Below are 15201 nucleotides of genomic sequence, written 5' to 3'. Positions count from 1 at the left end.
GATGACCGAAAGCATTTCGCCCCCCGCCGTGAAGGTGGAGCCCAGGAACACCCGGGACCTGGCCAAAGTGGCCGTCTCGGGCTGGCTGGGAACCGCCATGGAATTCATGGACTTCCAGCTGTACTCCCTGGCCGCGGCCATCGTCTTCAACAAGATCTTCTTTCCCGATGTCAGCCCCGTCATCGGCCTTATCGCCGCCATGGCAACCTATGGCGTGGGGTACGTTGCCCGCCTGTTCGGCGCCATCTATTTCGGCCGCATGGGCGACCGGATCGGGCGCAAGAAGGTTCTCTACATCACCATCGCCCTCATGGGCGCATCCACCACGCTGATTGGTATCCTTCCCACCTACGCCATGGTGGGCATCTGGGCACCCATCCTGCTGGTGGCCCTGCGCCTCATCCAGGGCTTCGGTGCCGGCGCGGAAATCGCGGGAGCCACCGTGATGCTGGCCGAGTTCGCGTCGGCCCGCCGCCGGGGCGTCATCTCCTCACTTGTTTGCCTGGGCACCAACTCCGGCACCCTCGGCGCCTCCGCATTGTGGGCCATTCTGGTGAGCTCGCTCTCCCAGGAGCAGCTCCTGAGCTGGGGCTGGCGCATCCCGTTCCTGGCCAGCTTCGTCATCATGCTGTTCGCCATCTGGATCCGCCGCTCCATCAAGGAAAGCCCGGTTTTCGAACAGCGCGCCGACGTCGTGGACGGCGTCGCCCTCCCCAAGGACAAGATCAAGGCCGCCGTTCCTGAGCTCCCGGGCACCAGCACCATCGAAGCGGCGTTGCACCAGCGCAAGGGCAAGTCCTTCCTGATCGCCCTAGGGCTCCGCTTTGGCCAAGCCGGCAACTCCGGACTGGTTCAGACCTTCCTGGTGGGCTACCTGGCCACGGTGCTGCTCACTGACAAGAGCGTGGGCACCAACGCGATCATGTTCGGCTCACTGGTCGGCTTCATCACCATCCCCGTCGTCGGCCTGCTCGGCGACCGCTTCGGCCGCCGCCCGCTGTACCTCGTACTGAGTGCGCTCACGGCGCTGTACGCCATCCCGATGATGCTCATGATCACCAGCGGCAACCCCGCAGTCATCACCATCGCCATGGTGATCGGCCTGAACCTCGGCGTCCTGAGCCTGTTCGCCATGGAAAGCGTCACCATGGCTGAGTTCTTCGGAGCCCGGACCCGCTTCACCCAGCTGGCCCTGGCCAAGGAAATCGGCGGCATCCTCGCCACCGCCATCGGCCCGCTGCTGGCCGCCATGCTGACCGCAGTCACCGGGCACTGGTGGCCGCTCGCCGCGATGCTCATTGGCTACTCGCTCATCACCCTGGTCTCGGCCGCCGTCGGCCCCGAGGTCCGCGGCCGCGACATGGTCCGCCTCGAGGACGCCGTATGAAAGCGGTCGTCGTCCACGGCGCCAATGACCTGCGCATTGACGAGCGGCCGGAGCCGGTTGCCGGCCCCGGGGATGTAGTGCTCGACGTCGAATGGGGCGGCATCTGCGGATCGGACCTTTCGTACTGGCGCCATGGCGCCTCGGGAACGGCGGCGCTGAAGTCGCCGCTGGTCCTGGGCCACGAAGTGGCCGGCCGGATCGCCCAGCTGGGCGCTGGCGTCACTGGCCTCGAGGTCGGGCAGCCGGTGACGGTGCACCCCGCGGAACTGGTGGGGGAGGGCACCATGCCCGAACGGCTGGCGGGCCGGACCAACCTCTACCCCCAGATCCGGTACTTCGGCTCGGCCGCCTTCGACCCCCACACCGACGGGGGCTTTAGCGAACGCAAACTCGCCCGTGCCTCCCAGATCCGGCCGCTGCCGGAGGGCGTGGACACGCTGCACGGTGCGCTGGCTGAACCACTCGCCGTCGCACTTCATGCCGTCGGCCGGGTAGGCAACCTGGCCGGGCGGGACGTCCTGGTCAACGGTGCCGGCCCCATCGGTTCGCTCGTGGTCGCCGCAGCCAAGCACGCCGGCGCCAGGAACGTCATTGCCACGGACATCAGCGAAGCGTCGCTGGCGATCGCGAAGGCCATGGGTGCCGACGAGGTGCTGAACGTCTCCGGCGGCGGAGCGCTCCCGCAGGACGTGGAACTCGTGTTCGAAGCCACCGGCATCCCAGCTGTACTCGGCGCGGTCCTGCGTGCCACCGCCCGAGGCGGCACCATCGTGCAGGTCGGCAACCTGCCCGGCGCCCCAGCGCCCGCCACGCTGGGTGACCTGGTGACCCGCGAAATCACCTGGATCGGCTCGTACCGGTTCGTGGATGAAATCACCGATGCCCTCCTTGCCATGGCCGGGGGCCTGGATGTGTCACCTGTTATCACCCACAGGTTCGATCTGGACCAGGCCGAGGAAGCCATGCGCGTTTCCGCCGACCCCGCTGCGGGCAGCAGCAAGGTCATGCTGCGCCTCACCGCCACCTGACCGCTCCGGAACACCCCGCCCACCCCAACTAAGTAGCAGTAAGTGTCGTTATGGGGGGCTCATACGACACCTGCTGCGACCTACTTGCAGATCCCCATACTTACGAAGGACCAACCAGTGAAGATCACCGACGCACGGGTAGTGGTTTCGTCGCCCGGACGGAACTACGTCACGCTCGTTATTGAAACCGAGGACGGCATCATCGGCATCGGCGACGCCACCCTGAACGGGCGCGAGCTGTCCGTGGCGTCCTACCTGTCCGAGCACCTCTGCCCGCTGCTGATCGGCCGCGACGCACGCCGCATCGAGGACGCGTGGCAGTACTTCTACAAGGGTGCCTACTGGCGCCGCGGGCCGGTGACGATGACCGCGATTGCCGCCATCGACGTCGCCCTGTGGGACATCAAAGGCAAGGCCGCTGGCATGCCTGTGTACGAACTCCTCGGCGGCGCCGCCCGGGAGGGCGTGATGGTCTATGGCCACGCAAGCGGCTCCACCCTGGAGGATCTCAGTGCCGACTTCCAGCATCACTTGGACCTCGGCTACAAGGCGATCCGCGCCCAGGCCGCCGTGCCGGGCCTGGAAAAGACCTACGGAATCGCGCCCGTGGACGGCAAGCTCTACGAGCCAGCCAGCGGCAACGTCCCGCAGGAGGACACCTGGGAGACGACGGCGTACCTGGACTTCGCGCCGAAGATGATGGCCCATATGCGTGAACAGTTCGGCTACGGCGTGCATGTCCTGCACGACGTGCACCACCGGCTGACGCCCATTGAGGCCGGGCGACTCGGCGCCTCACTCGAGCAGTACCGGCCCTTCTGGATTGAGGATCCCACGCCGGCGGAAGACCAGTCGGCATTCAGACTGATCCGCCAGCACACCACCACACCCATTGCGGTGGGGGAGGTGTTCAACTCCATCTGGGACTGCCAGCAGCTTATTACCGAACGCCTGATCGACTACATCCGCACCTCTGTTTCTCATGCGGGCGGCATCACGCACCTGCGCAGGATCTTCTCCCTCGCGGACCTGTACGGTGTGCGTTCGGGCTCCCACGGTGCAGGCGATCTGTCCCCGGCGTCGTTCGCGGCGGCCCTGCACGTGGATATGAGTATCTCGAACTTCGGCATCCAGGAATACATGGGGCACCGGGAGCCGGCCAACGAAGTCTTCACAACGTCCTACACCTTCAACGACGGCTACATGCACCCCGGGGACGCCCCCGGGATTGGTGTGGAGTTCAACGAGGAAGCTGCCGCCCGCTACCCCTTCGACCCGAAATACCTTCCCGTCAACCGGCGGCTCGACGGATCGGTGCATGACTGGTGAGCCTCCCAACGCAGCACTCCAAGCAAGAGCCGTTCGACGTCGTCGTGATGGGGGAGATACTCGTTGAGGTGGCCACCGACGTGGCGTTCGGCCACGGCGTCCGGGCGCAGCTCGGCATTTCAGGCGACGCCCTCAACGTCGCCGCGGCAGCCGCTGCCGCGGGCGCCCGCGTGGGGCTCCTGTCCGTGCTGACCGACGACGACCTGGGCAGGGCGATCGCCGCCCGGATCGTTGAGCTCGGCATTTCCCCGGACCTGCTGAAGGTTCGCAGTGGCCAGCAGGGCGTTTACCTGGTGCACTGCGATCCTGACGGGCAGCGTGAGTTTTCGTATGCCCGCACCGGCAGTGTCGGCTCCACCTTGGGACCCGACGACGTCGAGCCGGCAGTTTTCGCCGCCGCGGGAGCCGTGGTGGCAGGAGGCATCGCCTGCGCCGTCTCGGAATCGTCCCGGGCAGCAGTCATGAAGGCCGCCGCTGTGGCCAAACGGTTGGTGTTCGATCCCAACTTCCGCCCCCGGCTCACCTCCGTGGAGGAGGCGACGGCGGCACTGCTTCAGGTGGCAACCCGCGCCTTCCTGGTCACCCCCTCCTTCCCCGGCGAGACGTCAGCACTGTTGGGCTGTTCCACTCCGGTTGAGGCGGCAGCGAAACTACGCAGCCTGGGTGCGCGGAACGTTGCCGTTACCTGCGGTGCCAACGGAATTCAATTGGACGACGACGGCCTGGACAAAACCTGGATCGACTCGATCCCGGCCCCTGCGGTGGTGGACCAGACCGGCGCAGGCGATGCCTTCGTTGGCACCCTGACTGCCCGCCTTGTCCTTGGCGACAGCCTTCCGGGAGCTGCCCGCTATGGTGCGGCCGCCGCCTCGCTGGTGGTGGGCGGCAAGGGCGGCACCGGGTTCATCCCTACCTTGGAGCAGACGCGCGCCCACGCTTCCACCAGCCCGGCACCGGAAGGAGCAGCGCCATCACACGCCTAAGCGCAGCCTCGCTCGCCGCGAACGGGAACCACCGCGCACCCCTCGCGGGCCGGACCCTCCGGCCCGGCATCGTCCACCTTGGCCTGGGCGCGTTTGCCCGTGCCCACACCGCCGTGTTCACCGAGGATGCCATGCTCGCCACCGGCGATTCTGATTGGGGGATCACCGGAGTCACGCAGCGTTCAGACACCGTCGCGCGCCAGCTGGTCCCGCAGGACGGGCTGTTCACCGTTGCGGAGCGGGGAAGCGGAGCCGCTCCGCTCCGCCTGGTGTCCAGCATCGTGGAAGCTGTCTCCGGCAGGGACCATCCGGAGACAGTGGTTGATCGGATCGCCGCGGACAGCACGCAGGTGGTGACGTTGACCGTCACCGAAAAGGGATACCGCATCGATCCGCACACCGGGTCCCTGAACCTCGCGGATGAGCAAGTCAGGGGCGACCTTGCCGGGAACCCGCCGCTGACCGCCATCGGACAGGTCGCACGCGGCATTCAAAGGCGGGCCCTCACCGGCGCCGGACCGCTGACCGTGGTCTCCTGCGACAACCTGCCGGGAAACGGTGAACTGACCGGCACCCTGGTCAGGGCCTTCGCGGCGGCCTTGCCGGAGGACGAATCAAGGCCGTTGCTTGGCTGGCTGGAGGACAACGTCACGTTCCCCAGCACTATGGTGGACCGGATGGTGCCGGCCACGACGGCCGGTGACCTTGACGCCGTCGAACGTGAACTGGGACTCCGGGACGAGGCCGCGGTGGTGGCCGAACCCTTCATGCAGTGGGTCATCGAGGACAACTTCGCGGGGGACCGGCCCGCCTGGGAGAAAGCCGGGGCGCTGTTCAGCAGCGATGTGGCCGCGTGGGAGGCCGCCAAGCTGCGCCTGCTCAACGCCAGCCACTCGATGCTGGCATACCTTGGCCTGGCCAGCGGCAAGGCCACCATCAGCGACGCCGTCGGGGAGGACGCCTTCCGCTTTGCCTGCCAGCGGATGATGGCCGAGGACGCGCTGCCCACCATGAGGCTCCCGCAGGGCCTGGACGGGAAAACGTACTGCGCCCAGGTCCTCGAACGCTTCGCGAACCCGGCGCTGGGCCACACCACCGCGAAGGTGGGCAGCGACGGGTCCCAGAAAATCGGGCTTCGGCTGCTGACCACCGCCCGTGCCACCCTCGACGCCGGCCGTGAGCCGCGCTGGGCTGCCCTCGCCGTGGCCGCGTGGATGCACCACGTGGCCAGCACTGCTGCCGTCGACCTGAACGATCCTCTCGCGGACCAGCTGCAGAAAGCCCTGCCAGCCGAGCGGTCAGCGGCCACAGTGGTGCCGGCGCTCCTGGGCGTGCGCAGCATCTTCGACGCCGAACTCGCGGCCAACACCACGTTCGCGGACCTCCTGCGCCACTGGTACCGCATCATCGACACCGACGGGCTGGACGGCCTGAGAAAAGAGATTACCCATGGCTGACGCAAGCAAGGTCCTGCACATTTCCCCTGTCATCCCCGTGGTCACCATCGCCGATCCGCAGCACGCCGTTCAGGTCGCGAGGGCACTGGTTGAGGGCGGCGTGGGCATCATCGAACTGACATTGCGCACGGACAGCGCGCTTGAATCACTGAAGCGCATCGCCAATGAAGTGCCGGACATCCTGCTGGGCGCCGGCACCATCCTCACTCCGGCGCAGGCCGAGGACGCCGTCTCCGCAGGTGCCCAGTTCCTGGTCAGTCCCGGTGTGACGCCCTCCCTGCTGCAGCACATGCTGCAGCTGGACATCCCTGTACTGCCGGGTGTGGCCAGCGTGGGAGAGGTGATGGCCGTCCTGGAGCACGGCCTGACCGCAATGAAGTTTTTCCCCGCCGGACCCGCCGGAGGGCCGGAGTACCTCGCCGCCATCGGCGCGCCCATTCCGGCCGTGCAGTTCTGCCCCACGGGCGGCATCAGCCTGTCATCCGCGCCCGATTACCTGGCATTGCCGAATGTTGCCTGCGTCGGGGGGAGCTGGCTCACGCCCCGCTCCGCGATTGAAAGCCACGACTGGCAGCACATCGTAAAACTCGCGCAAGGCGCCGCAGCCCTCCGCCTCGAGTGATTCGCTGCTGGAAGTAGGTCACCATTTCGCGGGGCTCGGTAACGGGAGCGACAGGCGAGCGTCGGGACTTCAGGCAGGACCAGATCCGTACGGACGCGTGATCGCCTCGAGGAAATGCCCGTCAGGATCCGCGAAGTAGACGCCACGTCCGCCGTCGTTGTAGTTGATCTGCTGCGGGCGGGACCGTCCCGGGTCCGCCCAATAAGGGATGCCCCGGGCCTGGATCCTTGCAAAGATCCCGTCGAAGTCCTCCTCGCTGACCAGGAAGGCATAGTGCTGCGGGGAGATCGGCGGCTCTGCCGTGGCGAAATCGAGGGCCACTCCGTGCTCAAAGGTCACGGTCATGAAAGACCACATGACTTGCGGTTTTGGCAGTCCGAGCACGGTGGCCAGGAACTCCGCCGAGCGGCGCTTGTCCGTTGCATAAACGATGGTGTGGTTGAAAGCGACTGTCATGATTAACCGTACTGCTCAAGACGTTCGGCAAGCTTGTTTAACGCACGACGACGGCGGGTGGCCACCCCGCGAGGTGACCACCCGCCGTCGGGCTTCTTGTGGAGCTGTTAACTGCCGCGCTCTGCGAGGCGGTGGGGCTGGGGTTCTCGATTTGGCCTTAGCGCAGTGTTTTGAAGGCGCGGGCCATTCCTTCGAGCAGGCGGTCGGCGTCGTTGCTGGAGAAGGGCAGCGGGGGGCGGACTTTCAGGACGTTGCCCTGCGCGCCGCAGGCTGAGATGAGGATCCGTTCTTCGCGTAGTTTGTTCACGATGGCAGCGGCGGCTTCCCCGTCGGGTGTGAGAGTGGATCGATCGGTGACGAGGTCGACGCCGATGAAGAGGCCGCTTCCGCGTACTTCTGCGACCTGGTCCAGGCCCTGGCTGAGGTCTTTGAGCCCGTTGATGATCTTTTCGCCGACTTTGTGCGCGTTGTCTATCAGTGATTCCTCGCGGATCACGTCCAGGACTGCCTGGGCGGCGGCAATGGCTACTGAGTTTCCGCCGAAGGTGTTGAAGTAGCGGATGTTCTTGCCGAACTCGATGAGTAGTTCGGGTTTGAAGATGGCTGCCGCGACGGGGATCCCGTTGCCCATGGGTTTGCCGATGGTCACGATGTCCGGGACGATCCCGTGGCGCTGGAAGCCCCACCACTGGGCGCCGGTGCGGCCGAAGCCGGGCTGGACTTCATCGGCGATGTACAGGCCGCCGGCGGCGTGTACTTCTTCGATGATCGGGCGCAGGAAGCCTGCGGGGCCGGCGAAGACACCGTCGGAGGAGAAGATGCTGTCGGCGATGAAGGCCGCCAGCCCGATTCCGTGCCGGTGCAGGTCCGCGATGGCGGCGCGGACCTGGTTGCGCAGGTGATCCTCCAGGGATTCCTGGTCGGAGGAGTACCGCAGGGCGTCCGGGGCGTCGATGACGCGCACGTTCGCGCCCAGCGGCACACCGATGCCCAGGGACGGGGAGAAGGACGCTACCTCGGTTGTCAGGCCGTGGTAGGCGCCGGAGGTGACGATGATGCCCTGGTTTCCGGTGGCGTACTTTGCCACGCGCATGGCGAGGTCGTTGGCTTCGGAGCCGGTGCAGGTGAACATGACGTGGCCAAGCTCGGCCGGGAACGTGGAGAGCAGCTGCTCGGAGTAATCGAGGATGGATTCCTGGACGTAGCGGGTGTTGGTGTTCAGGACCTGCATCTGTTCGTGGACAGCGGCGATGACTTTCGGGTGCGCGTGACCGACCGAGGGGACGTTGTTGTACACGTCCAGGTAGTCATTTCCCTCCCGGTCAAAGAGCGTCACGCCCTTGCCGCGAACGATTTCGATGGGTGTGTCGTAGAAGAGCCGGTAACCGGGTCCCAGGCTCTGGTCCCGGCGCCGGATGTTCTTCTGCATCTGCTCCGGAAGCTCACCGAGACGGTTGGGATCAAAGCCATTGATCATGGCCCGCGACGGCTTGCGGACGGTCTGGGAAGTAGTAGTCATGATTTTCTCCTAGAAGGCTAGTGCTGGTTCAGAGTGAGAGGCAGTTGTGGTGCGGGGGCTGCTGCTGTGGCGGCGAGCCGGTCCCAGTCCGGTTTGGAGTGGGAGAGCAGGTAGTCGCGGCGTTGCGGTAATTGGCTTGCCCGCCACTGCGTGATCAGGGCCCGCAGAAGCAGGCGGGCCTGGGCCGAGACGATCAGGGCCTCCAGCTCATGCGCGGGCAGCGGACGGATGCGAAGGTAGCCTTCCATGACATGCAGTGCGTGTTTCCAGGGGCTGGCGGGGTCAGCTCCCAGGAGGTTGGCCATGGTGACGCTGAGGTCAAAGATCACCGGTGTCCGCACGACGTCGCCGAAGTCGATAATCCCGCTCACGTAGTCCGGGCTGTCCGGGTCGATGAGGATATTGAAGGGGCTGAAATCCCCGTGGACCACCTGGGAGGTCAGGGTCTCCTGGAACGGAACCACTTTCTCGTCGAACCGGTCGAAAATGTTCTCGGCCAGGGAGCGTTTTGGCTGCTCCTGGACGTAGTCAAGCAGTGGCCGCATCCGGTGAAAGTGCTTCAAGTCCCACAGGAGCAACCGGTCCGCACGGGGATGATCGAAGTCCTGCAAGGCCAGGCCCAGGCGGGCAAGGCTTGAGCCCACCAGCTTAAGCTGCCCGGCTGAGGCCTCGTGGTTGGCCAGCAAATCTCCAGGCATGAACCGCATCACCCGAAGTACCCGGTCAAAGGGCCCGGCAGGGGAGGGGATGAGCACTTGGGGATCCCCGCCAAGGCTCCTGACCAGACGCTGGACCGGAAGTTCAGGGGCAGTCAGCTCCAAATGCTCCATGCATGCTGTCTGAAAGTGCACGATCACCGGGTCCTCATCCGAGGGTGAGACCTTCACCAGGTAGGTTTCATCCCCGTCTCGGAGCCGGAAAGTGTCATCCTTCTCGGTGGGAATCCGGACCAGCGCCCCGGTCAGGCCGTAAGACCCTTCAAGGAGCTCAGACACAGTCGAATCAGCCAGGTGAGTCTGCTCTCCCAGGAGCCCGCTCTCCGACGCGACGGCGTCAATAAATTCGGAGTCGGTACTGACATCCATGGCCTGGGCTCCTGCCGTTAAGTGGGAAGTTGATAAGGGGATACAGATGTTGATCTGTTCTCCTGTTCAACAGTTCTACATCACAGAGTATGGCATGCAATGGCTTTGGATCGCAAGGATTTACGGATTACCTCATGCGGCGGCGTGTGGGCCACGCGAACATAGGGGAATTCATTGGAGTAGCTGCTAAATGAGCTTCGCCTCAATGATGCTGAGCGCCCATGCGCGAAGCGGAAACCAGGGCAGATGCCAGCCTGGCTGCAGCTACATCCATGTCGGCTGCGAGCAACTGCTTCCACAAGCGGCAGGCCTCGCACGTCGAGATGCTGTGGCTGCGGAGGCGGGCCGTCTCGCGAAAGAAGCGCAGGAGCAGTTCATGACCCCGGCGGGGCCTGTGCCTCAATTAGGCCATTGGCTCAAAATGAATGCCGCGGCGGCCGGAAGGCCGTGCTACTGGAAGGTTCAGGATTTCGGGGGAGGGTCGCTCCGCCGCGACGTGCTTAGTGAATCCAAGTGAATCAGCAAGGCTTGCCGGGCTCATTCCTTCGTCGTGGGCTCGGATGACAGCTTCGATGAGGAGCTGGTCAACCGCCTCCTTGAGGGCCCTGAGGTCACGAATAGCAGCTTCGGTCTCCGGTAACTGGAGGTTAATCTGGTGCCACCGAAATTCTTGGGCGTGGCGGCTGGCTTTTCGTTCTGCACTCATGCGGACAACATTAGTTCCAGTCGCAGATCCCAACAAAAAAGAAACCACTGCGCGAGGCATAAGGATCAGTTGTAGCAGCGGTAAGTTGCACCATAAATTGCGGGCTAAGGTTGGGTTGTTCATGACCAGAATTGACCGCGAGACGGGTCATGCGTGGGCGAAGAGCCAGGCGAGAGTCTGAGTCTTATCGTGAACTTTTGTTAATCGGAGAAAGAGAGGGGAGGGTCTATGGCCAATCTTCAGAGCAAGGCGGCAGCACCAAAGGCGAGGGCGGCTGTTAAGAAGACGTCAAGAACTTCTGCAGTCACAACTGTGAAACCGCCGCCGCAGCGATTCCGCTTGAGCGTCCCCGCAGCCGATGAGGCTGTGTTGGCGTGGATGGATTTGCAGGATAACCCATCACTATCTATTCGGATGCTGATCCGTGAGAGCATCGAGCGCCTTGGCTACGTTGATGTCATCAACCGACCAGTTTCCCAACTTCCCACCCGGGAACGTCTTGTTGGTCCTGAAGAGGGATCAACACGGACAGAGCGGAATGCAGAAATGGCTGGCGCGCCGGCTGCGTTGGTTCAGCAGAAGGCGGCACCTGCTCCGTCCGCGGATCCGGATCCCAGCCAGCAGACAAACACCGAACCCGAGATCCTGGACATCGCACTGGCAGTCCCGGCACTGGTTCCGAAGTCTGCACCAAAACAGGACGACGTCCAGACTTCCTCCTTGACCATTCCTGAACCGGAGCAGCCTTCTGTCGGACAGGTTGAAGTTAACGACATTTTCTCGATGCTGCGCTAACTCCCGTAACAACTCCCAGCACTTTCTTTTGTATGGCAACCCAGTAACCACATCAAACACTCTCCACGAAGGGATCACATTCATGACCATTTCGATCAATCTCACCGGTGGCATCGACGTTGGCAACGGCTATGTGAAGGGCCTCATCCGCGGCGCCGGTGCATCAGGTACCACCAACGTGGACGAGATCGACTTGCCAAGCGGCGTGTCAACGATCACGCGCCCGAACGCTTTGCCGACCCCTGACGATGAAGCCGCCGCGAAGCTGGAAGGCAACTTCTACAATGAGCTGGACGTCAGCTTCGTTTCCCCTCTGGTTAGCAATTATCACCGCAGGCTCTTCGGCCTGCGTGCCCTGAGCGCCCAAGGTGCCTTTGATGAGTTCGACGTGGTTGGCCGTCGCAGCAAGGCCCAGCAGGAGCTGAGCAAGGTCCTGGTCATGGGTGCTTTCGCCGCCAAGGCCCTGCGTGACTACGTGCGTGAGCACGGTGGATTGCCGCCGGCTATCGAAACCCTGTATGTGGAGGCCCGGGTAGCACTTGCGCTGCCGATCAACGAGTACATCTCGCACCGCACTAGCTATGCAGCTGAGTTCACGAACGGTACGCATACAGTTACTGTTCATAACTTCGAGACTCCGGTCACCGTCAAGCTTGAATTCGTCGATGTACAGGTGATTCCCGAGGGTGCGTCTGCTCAGTATGCCATCACTGCCAAGGGTGAGCCGTTGATGGACGCTATGCTTGCCGATGTCCGTCGCAGGGGCCTGTCATTGGTGGGCATCACTTCTGCTGACGTGCTCGCCGCCGAGCACACTATCGGCATCGATGTCGGTGAAGGAACAGTCAATTTTCCTGTCTTCACCGCCGGAGAGTTCAACGCCGACGCCTCGACTACGCATAACCGAGGTTACGGTTCGGTTCTTAATGACGCGCTGAAGGCGATGGAGGACCAGGGCTTCTCGCATGGCTTCACTTCCCGCAAGCAGTTGGCCGAGTATTTGCAGGCCGGAGCGTCGCCGTTGAAGCGTAACTTCTATGACAAGGTCGCTCAGTTTGTTGATGAAGAGATGCGGTTCTTTGCCAAGGAAGTTACCGAGCGCTTCGGCCGCGTTCTGGCCATCGTTGGTGCGACCACAGAGGTCGCGTATGTCTTCGGCGGCGGGGCAGGTCCGGTGAAGCCACATTTGTATCCCGCGCTTCTTGCCAAGGCCACCGAGATGAACTCGGTGGACTCGTTCCCGACTCTTTACCTGGACTCCTCCTACTCACGAAACCTCAACCGTGAGGGTCTCTACATTGCCGCCCAGGCCGTGGAAGAACGAGCCGGCGCAGCACCGGCCGCCAATGGTAAGCGCAGCGCCCGTTCGGCCAACAAGAAGCTCGTCGAGGCTGCCGTGTAGGTAGCACGGGCAGTGAATGGTAACAAGCTTTGATGATGGGGTCCGGTGATCAACCGGACCCCATCGCCGTCCCCGGCGTGCTCGGCATCGCGCGCTGCCGTTCCCACTGAAACCACGTAGTGGACCTATGAAGTGATCATCGTCGGCGTTCCAAGAACAAAAAACGGTAATACTGGAAAAGGTCTTGAGCCGGCGTGACTCAGCAAAAAACTGACGTGCCTGGCGGCACTGCCTTTCCGACGATCTGTCCGCCGGCTCAAGGTCAATCAAAGGGGGTGATGTGCCAGGCGGACATGACTTCATAGGAGCCTGATTCGACTAATCCCATTACCGTTTTGTCTGCCCACCTGGCCCGCCCCGATTCATCAGCCATTGAACTCGACTGGGGGCAACTTTCATCTTGGCAACCGAAACAACCAAAATCATCGCCGGCATTGACACACACGCCGACACTCACCACGTGGCCGTTATCAATGAACACGGCAAACCCCTCGCGGACAAGGAATTCCTGGCCGTGGGATCGGGATACCGGAAGATCGTGAACTTCATACCAGCCACGGCACAGTCACCGCCGTAGGGGTTGAAGGCACAGGCTCCTACGGAGCCGAAATCGCCAGGATCCTACGCAGCGAAGGCCTATCCGTTTTGGAGGTTAACCGGCCGAACCGGGCCGCGCGCCGGCTGAAGGGCAAATCCGACCCATTGGACGCCTACCAGGCCGCCCAATCCGTACTCGACGGCCGCACCAAATCGATCCCTAAAGCCAAGGATGGCCCCGTTGAATGCCTGCGGATCCTGCGGGCCGGGCGTACCTCGGCACTGAAAGCCCGCACCGCTGCCATCAATCAGATCAAGGGCCTTCTCGTTTCTGCTCCGGACAAACTCCGGGCAAAATACAGAGGGCCTGGAACCTCGGCGATGATCATGGCCCTGCAGCGCACCCGGCCCTCGGGCCATATGGCTGACCCCGAGTACGTGTGCCTGCTGACGTTGAAAGCCCTGGCCACCCGCTGCATGTCCCTCGCGGCAGAAATCGCCGCTGCTGACGCCGCACTTCAGGAAATCCTCGACACCTACGCACCGATGCTCTGCGACCTTCCAGGCGTCGGAACCGAAGTAGCCAGCCAACTCCTCGTCACCGTCGCTGACAACCCCGACCGCGTAGAAAACGAAGCCCAGTTCGCTGCCCTCGTGGGAGTCGCCCCTATACCGGCATCCTCGGGCAAAACAACCCGGCACCGGCTCAGCAGAGGCGGCGACCGAAACGCCAACCATGCCCTGTATCAGGTCGTCCTGGTCCGCATGGCATCCTGCCAACGGACCAAGGACTACGTGGCCAAACGCACCGCCGCGGGCAAGAGCAAGCGGGAAATCATGCGCTGCCTCAAGCGCTACGCTGCCCGGGAAATCTACCGCCAGATAACCAACCCCCAAGCAGCTCCAAACAACACCGATCTGCGCCAAATGCGCACCACGCTCGGTTGCACCATCACGACCGCAGCCCGCGAACTTGGCCAATGGCCCTCCAAGATTTCCCTCCTGGAACGGGGCCTCCTCCGAAACGACGCCCTCGCCACGAGCTACCGCCAATGGCTAAGCGAGCAACAGCTGGAATCCCGATTGGATCATCAAAGGTAATTTGCTTCAGGACCTCATAGAACCGGCTCGCTTAAGGACACCCCGGGTTCCTTCTGGCAGGTGGTGAATGCGGGTAGATTCGCCTCATGGGGACACAGGAACTCTGGATTGGAATCGCTAAGTGGCTGAACGTTAACGCACCCGCCACAGCCAAGACCATACGAGCCATAGCCCGTATTTCCACGGCCCTTTGAGTTAAACAGGAGGTGCTGGCTCCGCCCGATTTCCCCTACAAAAGGAAACCCGTGGTGCAGCTCCAGCTGTACGGTGTGCGATGCTGCCGCGGACCTGGGAACCGCGTGCTCCTGGTCCAGCGGTTGGCGGTCTGGCGTCGCTTTGTCGCGGTTAAGTAGTTGCCTATCCCGCTCCGGGTGATCTGTTCCAGCACCGCTGGCCAGACAGCACGGTGAAGGCGGAGATATTCCTCCTCATGCTCGGGGCGACGCCGGATAACCGAACCGTGTCTTTTCATTTCTCGTCTTCTCGTGGAACGATGTTCGGTTTCGTGCTCTAGCCTGCAGGAGGCCCTTTAAAAGCCAGGCCGTAGAACTCCACTGCGGTGCCGCCAAGAATGGATGCGCGCTCCGACGGTTCAAGATCGGCTATCAGGGATGTGACCGCCAGCCATACGTGGGTGTAGCCGCCGTTCAGGAGGGTCACGGGCCAGTCCCCGCCGTACATCAGCCGATCGGGACCGAAGGTCTCAAGGGCGTGTTGGACGTAGGGCCGCAGCCGTCATACAAACCTCAACACCAAATAGATGGATCACATTCGACCGAATCGAAGCACCGAGA

At 63.3% G+C, this 15201-nt stretch carries 16 protein-coding genes; 10 read left to right on the top strand and 6 right to left on the bottom strand.

All coding sequences use genetic code 11. The features are described from left to right. Position 1: 1 nt before the first annotated feature. The 6 genes from QFZ40_RS10500 to eda all read left to right on the top strand — a co-directional run bounded on the left by QFZ40_RS10500 (position 2) and on the right by eda (position 6806). Complete coding sequence (locus tag QFZ40_RS10500) at positions 2–1387, top strand: MFS transporter (protein ID WP_306904292.1); 1386 nt, start codon at positions 2–4, stop codon at positions 1385–1387. Further along, complete coding sequence (locus tag QFZ40_RS10495; protein ID WP_306904291.1) at positions 1384–2415, top strand: L-idonate 5-dehydrogenase; 1032 nt, start codon at positions 1384–1386, stop codon at positions 2413–2415. Before QFZ40_RS10500 ends, QFZ40_RS10495 begins: the two co-directional genes overlap by 4 nt. Before the next feature lie 117 nt (positions 2416–2532). Further along, complete coding sequence (manD, locus tag QFZ40_RS10490) at positions 2533–3744, top strand: D-mannonate dehydratase ManD (protein WP_306904290.1); 1212 nt, start codon at positions 2533–2535, stop codon at positions 3742–3744. A gap of 47 nt (positions 3745–3791) precedes the next feature. Then, entirely contained in the window at positions 3792–4727 is a 936-nt protein-coding gene (locus tag QFZ40_RS10485; RefSeq protein ID WP_306906896.1) for a PfkB family carbohydrate kinase, read from the top strand. Further along, positions 4715–6184, top strand: coding sequence for a mannitol dehydrogenase family protein (locus tag QFZ40_RS10480; RefSeq protein WP_306906895.1), 1470 nt, complete (start codon positions 4715–4717; stop codon positions 6182–6184). The genes QFZ40_RS10485 and QFZ40_RS10480 overlap by 13 nt, the downstream gene beginning before the upstream one ends. Then, positions 6177–6806 (top strand): bifunctional 4-hydroxy-2-oxoglutarate aldolase/2-dehydro-3-deoxy-phosphogluconate aldolase, encoded by a 630-nt coding sequence (gene eda / locus QFZ40_RS10475; protein ID WP_306904288.1) that lies wholly within the window; start codon positions 6177–6179, stop codon positions 6804–6806. Before QFZ40_RS10480 ends, eda begins: the two co-directional genes overlap by 8 nt. A gap of 69 nt (positions 6807–6875) precedes the next feature. On the opposite strand, the gene QFZ40_RS10470 is transcribed toward eda, so the two are convergent. From QFZ40_RS10470 to QFZ40_RS10455, 4 genes are all read right to left on the bottom strand, one after another. After that, positions 6876–7262, bottom strand: a complete 387-nt coding sequence (locus QFZ40_RS10470) for a VOC family protein (protein ID WP_306904286.1) — start codon at positions 7260–7262, stop codon at positions 6876–6878. A 157-nt stretch (positions 7263–7419) separates the two neighbouring features. Continuing rightward, positions 7420–8781: an aspartate aminotransferase family protein gene (locus QFZ40_RS10465; protein WP_306904285.1), complete on the bottom strand. Its 1362-nt coding sequence runs from the start codon at positions 8779–8781 to the stop codon at positions 7420–7422. Between the two features lie 17 nt (positions 8782–8798). Continuing rightward, a complete protein-coding gene (locus QFZ40_RS10460) occupies positions 8799–9866 on the bottom strand; it encodes a phosphotransferase (RefSeq protein WP_306904283.1) in 1068 nt (355 codons plus the stop codon). Between the two features lie 403 nt (positions 9867–10269). After that, positions 10270–10695 carry a hypothetical protein gene (locus QFZ40_RS10455; protein ID WP_306904282.1) on the bottom strand — a complete coding sequence of 142 codons (426 nt, stop codon included), beginning with the start codon at positions 10693–10695 and terminating at the stop codon, positions 10270–10272. A gap of 105 nt (positions 10696–10800) precedes the next feature. Here QFZ40_RS10455 and QFZ40_RS10450 point away from each other — a divergent pair, with 105 nt between their 5' ends. The 4 genes from QFZ40_RS10450 to QFZ40_RS10435 all read left to right on the top strand — a co-directional run bounded on the left by QFZ40_RS10450 (position 10801) and on the right by QFZ40_RS10435 (position 14407). Next, positions 10801–11367 (top strand): hypothetical protein, encoded by a 567-nt coding sequence (locus tag QFZ40_RS10450; RefSeq protein ID WP_306904281.1) that lies wholly within the window; start codon positions 10801–10803, stop codon positions 11365–11367. Positions 11368–11449: 82 nt separating this feature from the next. Continuing rightward, a complete protein-coding gene (locus tag QFZ40_RS10445) occupies positions 11450–12769 on the top strand; it encodes a ParM/StbA family protein (protein ID WP_306904280.1) in 1320 nt (439 codons plus the stop codon). Positions 12770–13169: 400 nt separating this feature from the next. Continuing rightward, positions 13170–13346 (top strand): hypothetical protein, encoded by a 177-nt coding sequence (locus QFZ40_RS10440; protein ID WP_306904279.1) that lies wholly within the window; start codon positions 13170–13172, stop codon positions 13344–13346. Then, positions 13274–14407 carry an IS110 family transposase gene (locus QFZ40_RS10435; RefSeq protein ID WP_306906894.1) on the top strand — a complete coding sequence of 378 codons (1134 nt, stop codon included), beginning with the start codon at positions 13274–13276 and terminating at the stop codon, positions 14405–14407. The genes QFZ40_RS10440 and QFZ40_RS10435 overlap by 73 nt, the downstream gene beginning before the upstream one ends. A gap of 229 nt (positions 14408–14636) precedes the next feature. On the opposite strand, the gene QFZ40_RS10430 is transcribed toward QFZ40_RS10435, so the two are convergent. Further along, positions 14637–14879, bottom strand: a complete 243-nt coding sequence (locus QFZ40_RS10430) for an L-rhamnose mutarotase (protein ID WP_306904278.1) — start codon at positions 14877–14879, stop codon at positions 14637–14639. 38 nt (positions 14880–14917) lie between these two features. Continuing rightward, positions 14918–15139: an amidohydrolase family protein gene (locus tag QFZ40_RS10425; RefSeq protein WP_306906893.1), complete on the bottom strand. Its 222-nt coding sequence runs from the start codon at positions 15137–15139 to the stop codon at positions 14918–14920. Positions 15140–15201 lie beyond the last annotated feature (62 nt).

The organism is Arthrobacter pascens, from assembly GCF_030816475.1.
GTDB classification, from domain to species: Bacteria; Actinomycetota; Actinomycetes; order Actinomycetales; family Micrococcaceae; genus Arthrobacter; species Arthrobacter pascens_B.
Note: the sequence above shows the minus strand (reverse complement) of the source record. Positions and strands in the feature narration are given on the sequence as shown.

Bases quoted from the DNA above. Each gene is read 5' to 3' on its own strand.
- QFZ40_RS10500 (WP_306904292.1), top strand. From the start codon at position 2: ATGACCGAAAGCATTTCGCCCCCCGCCGTGAAGGTGGAGCCCAGGAAC.
- QFZ40_RS10495 (WP_306904291.1), top strand. From the start codon at position 1,384: ATGAAAGCGGTCGTCGTCCACGGCGCCAATGACCTGCGCATTGACGAG.
- QFZ40_RS10485 (WP_306906896.1), top strand. From the start codon at position 3,792: ATGGGGGAGATACTCGTTGAGGTGGCCACCGACGTGGCGTTCGGCCAC.
- eda (WP_306904288.1), top strand. From the start codon at position 6,177: ATGGCTGACGCAAGCAAGGTCCTGCACATTTCCCCTGTCATCCCCGTG.
- QFZ40_RS10470 (WP_306904286.1), bottom strand. From the start codon at position 7,262: ATGACAGTCGCTTTCAACCACACCATCGTTTATGCAACGGACAAGCGC.
- QFZ40_RS10465 (WP_306904285.1), bottom strand. From the start codon at position 8,781: ATGACTACTACTTCCCAGACCGTCCGCAAGCCGTCGCGGGCCATGATC.
- QFZ40_RS10460 (WP_306904283.1), bottom strand. From the start codon at position 9,866: ATGGATGTCAGTACCGACTCCGAATTTATTGACGCCGTCGCGTCGGAG.
- QFZ40_RS10455 (WP_306904282.1), bottom strand. From the start codon at position 10,695: ATGAACAACCCAACCTTAGCCCGCAATTTATGGTGCAACTTACCGCTG.
- QFZ40_RS10450 (WP_306904281.1), top strand. From the start codon at position 10,801: ATGGCCAATCTTCAGAGCAAGGCGGCAGCACCAAAGGCGAGGGCGGCT.
- QFZ40_RS10445 (WP_306904280.1), top strand. From the start codon at position 11,450: ATGACCATTTCGATCAATCTCACCGGTGGCATCGACGTTGGCAACGGC.
- QFZ40_RS10430 (WP_306904278.1), bottom strand. From the start codon at position 14,879: ATGAAAAGACACGGTTCGGTTATCCGGCGTCGCCCCGAGCATGAGGAG.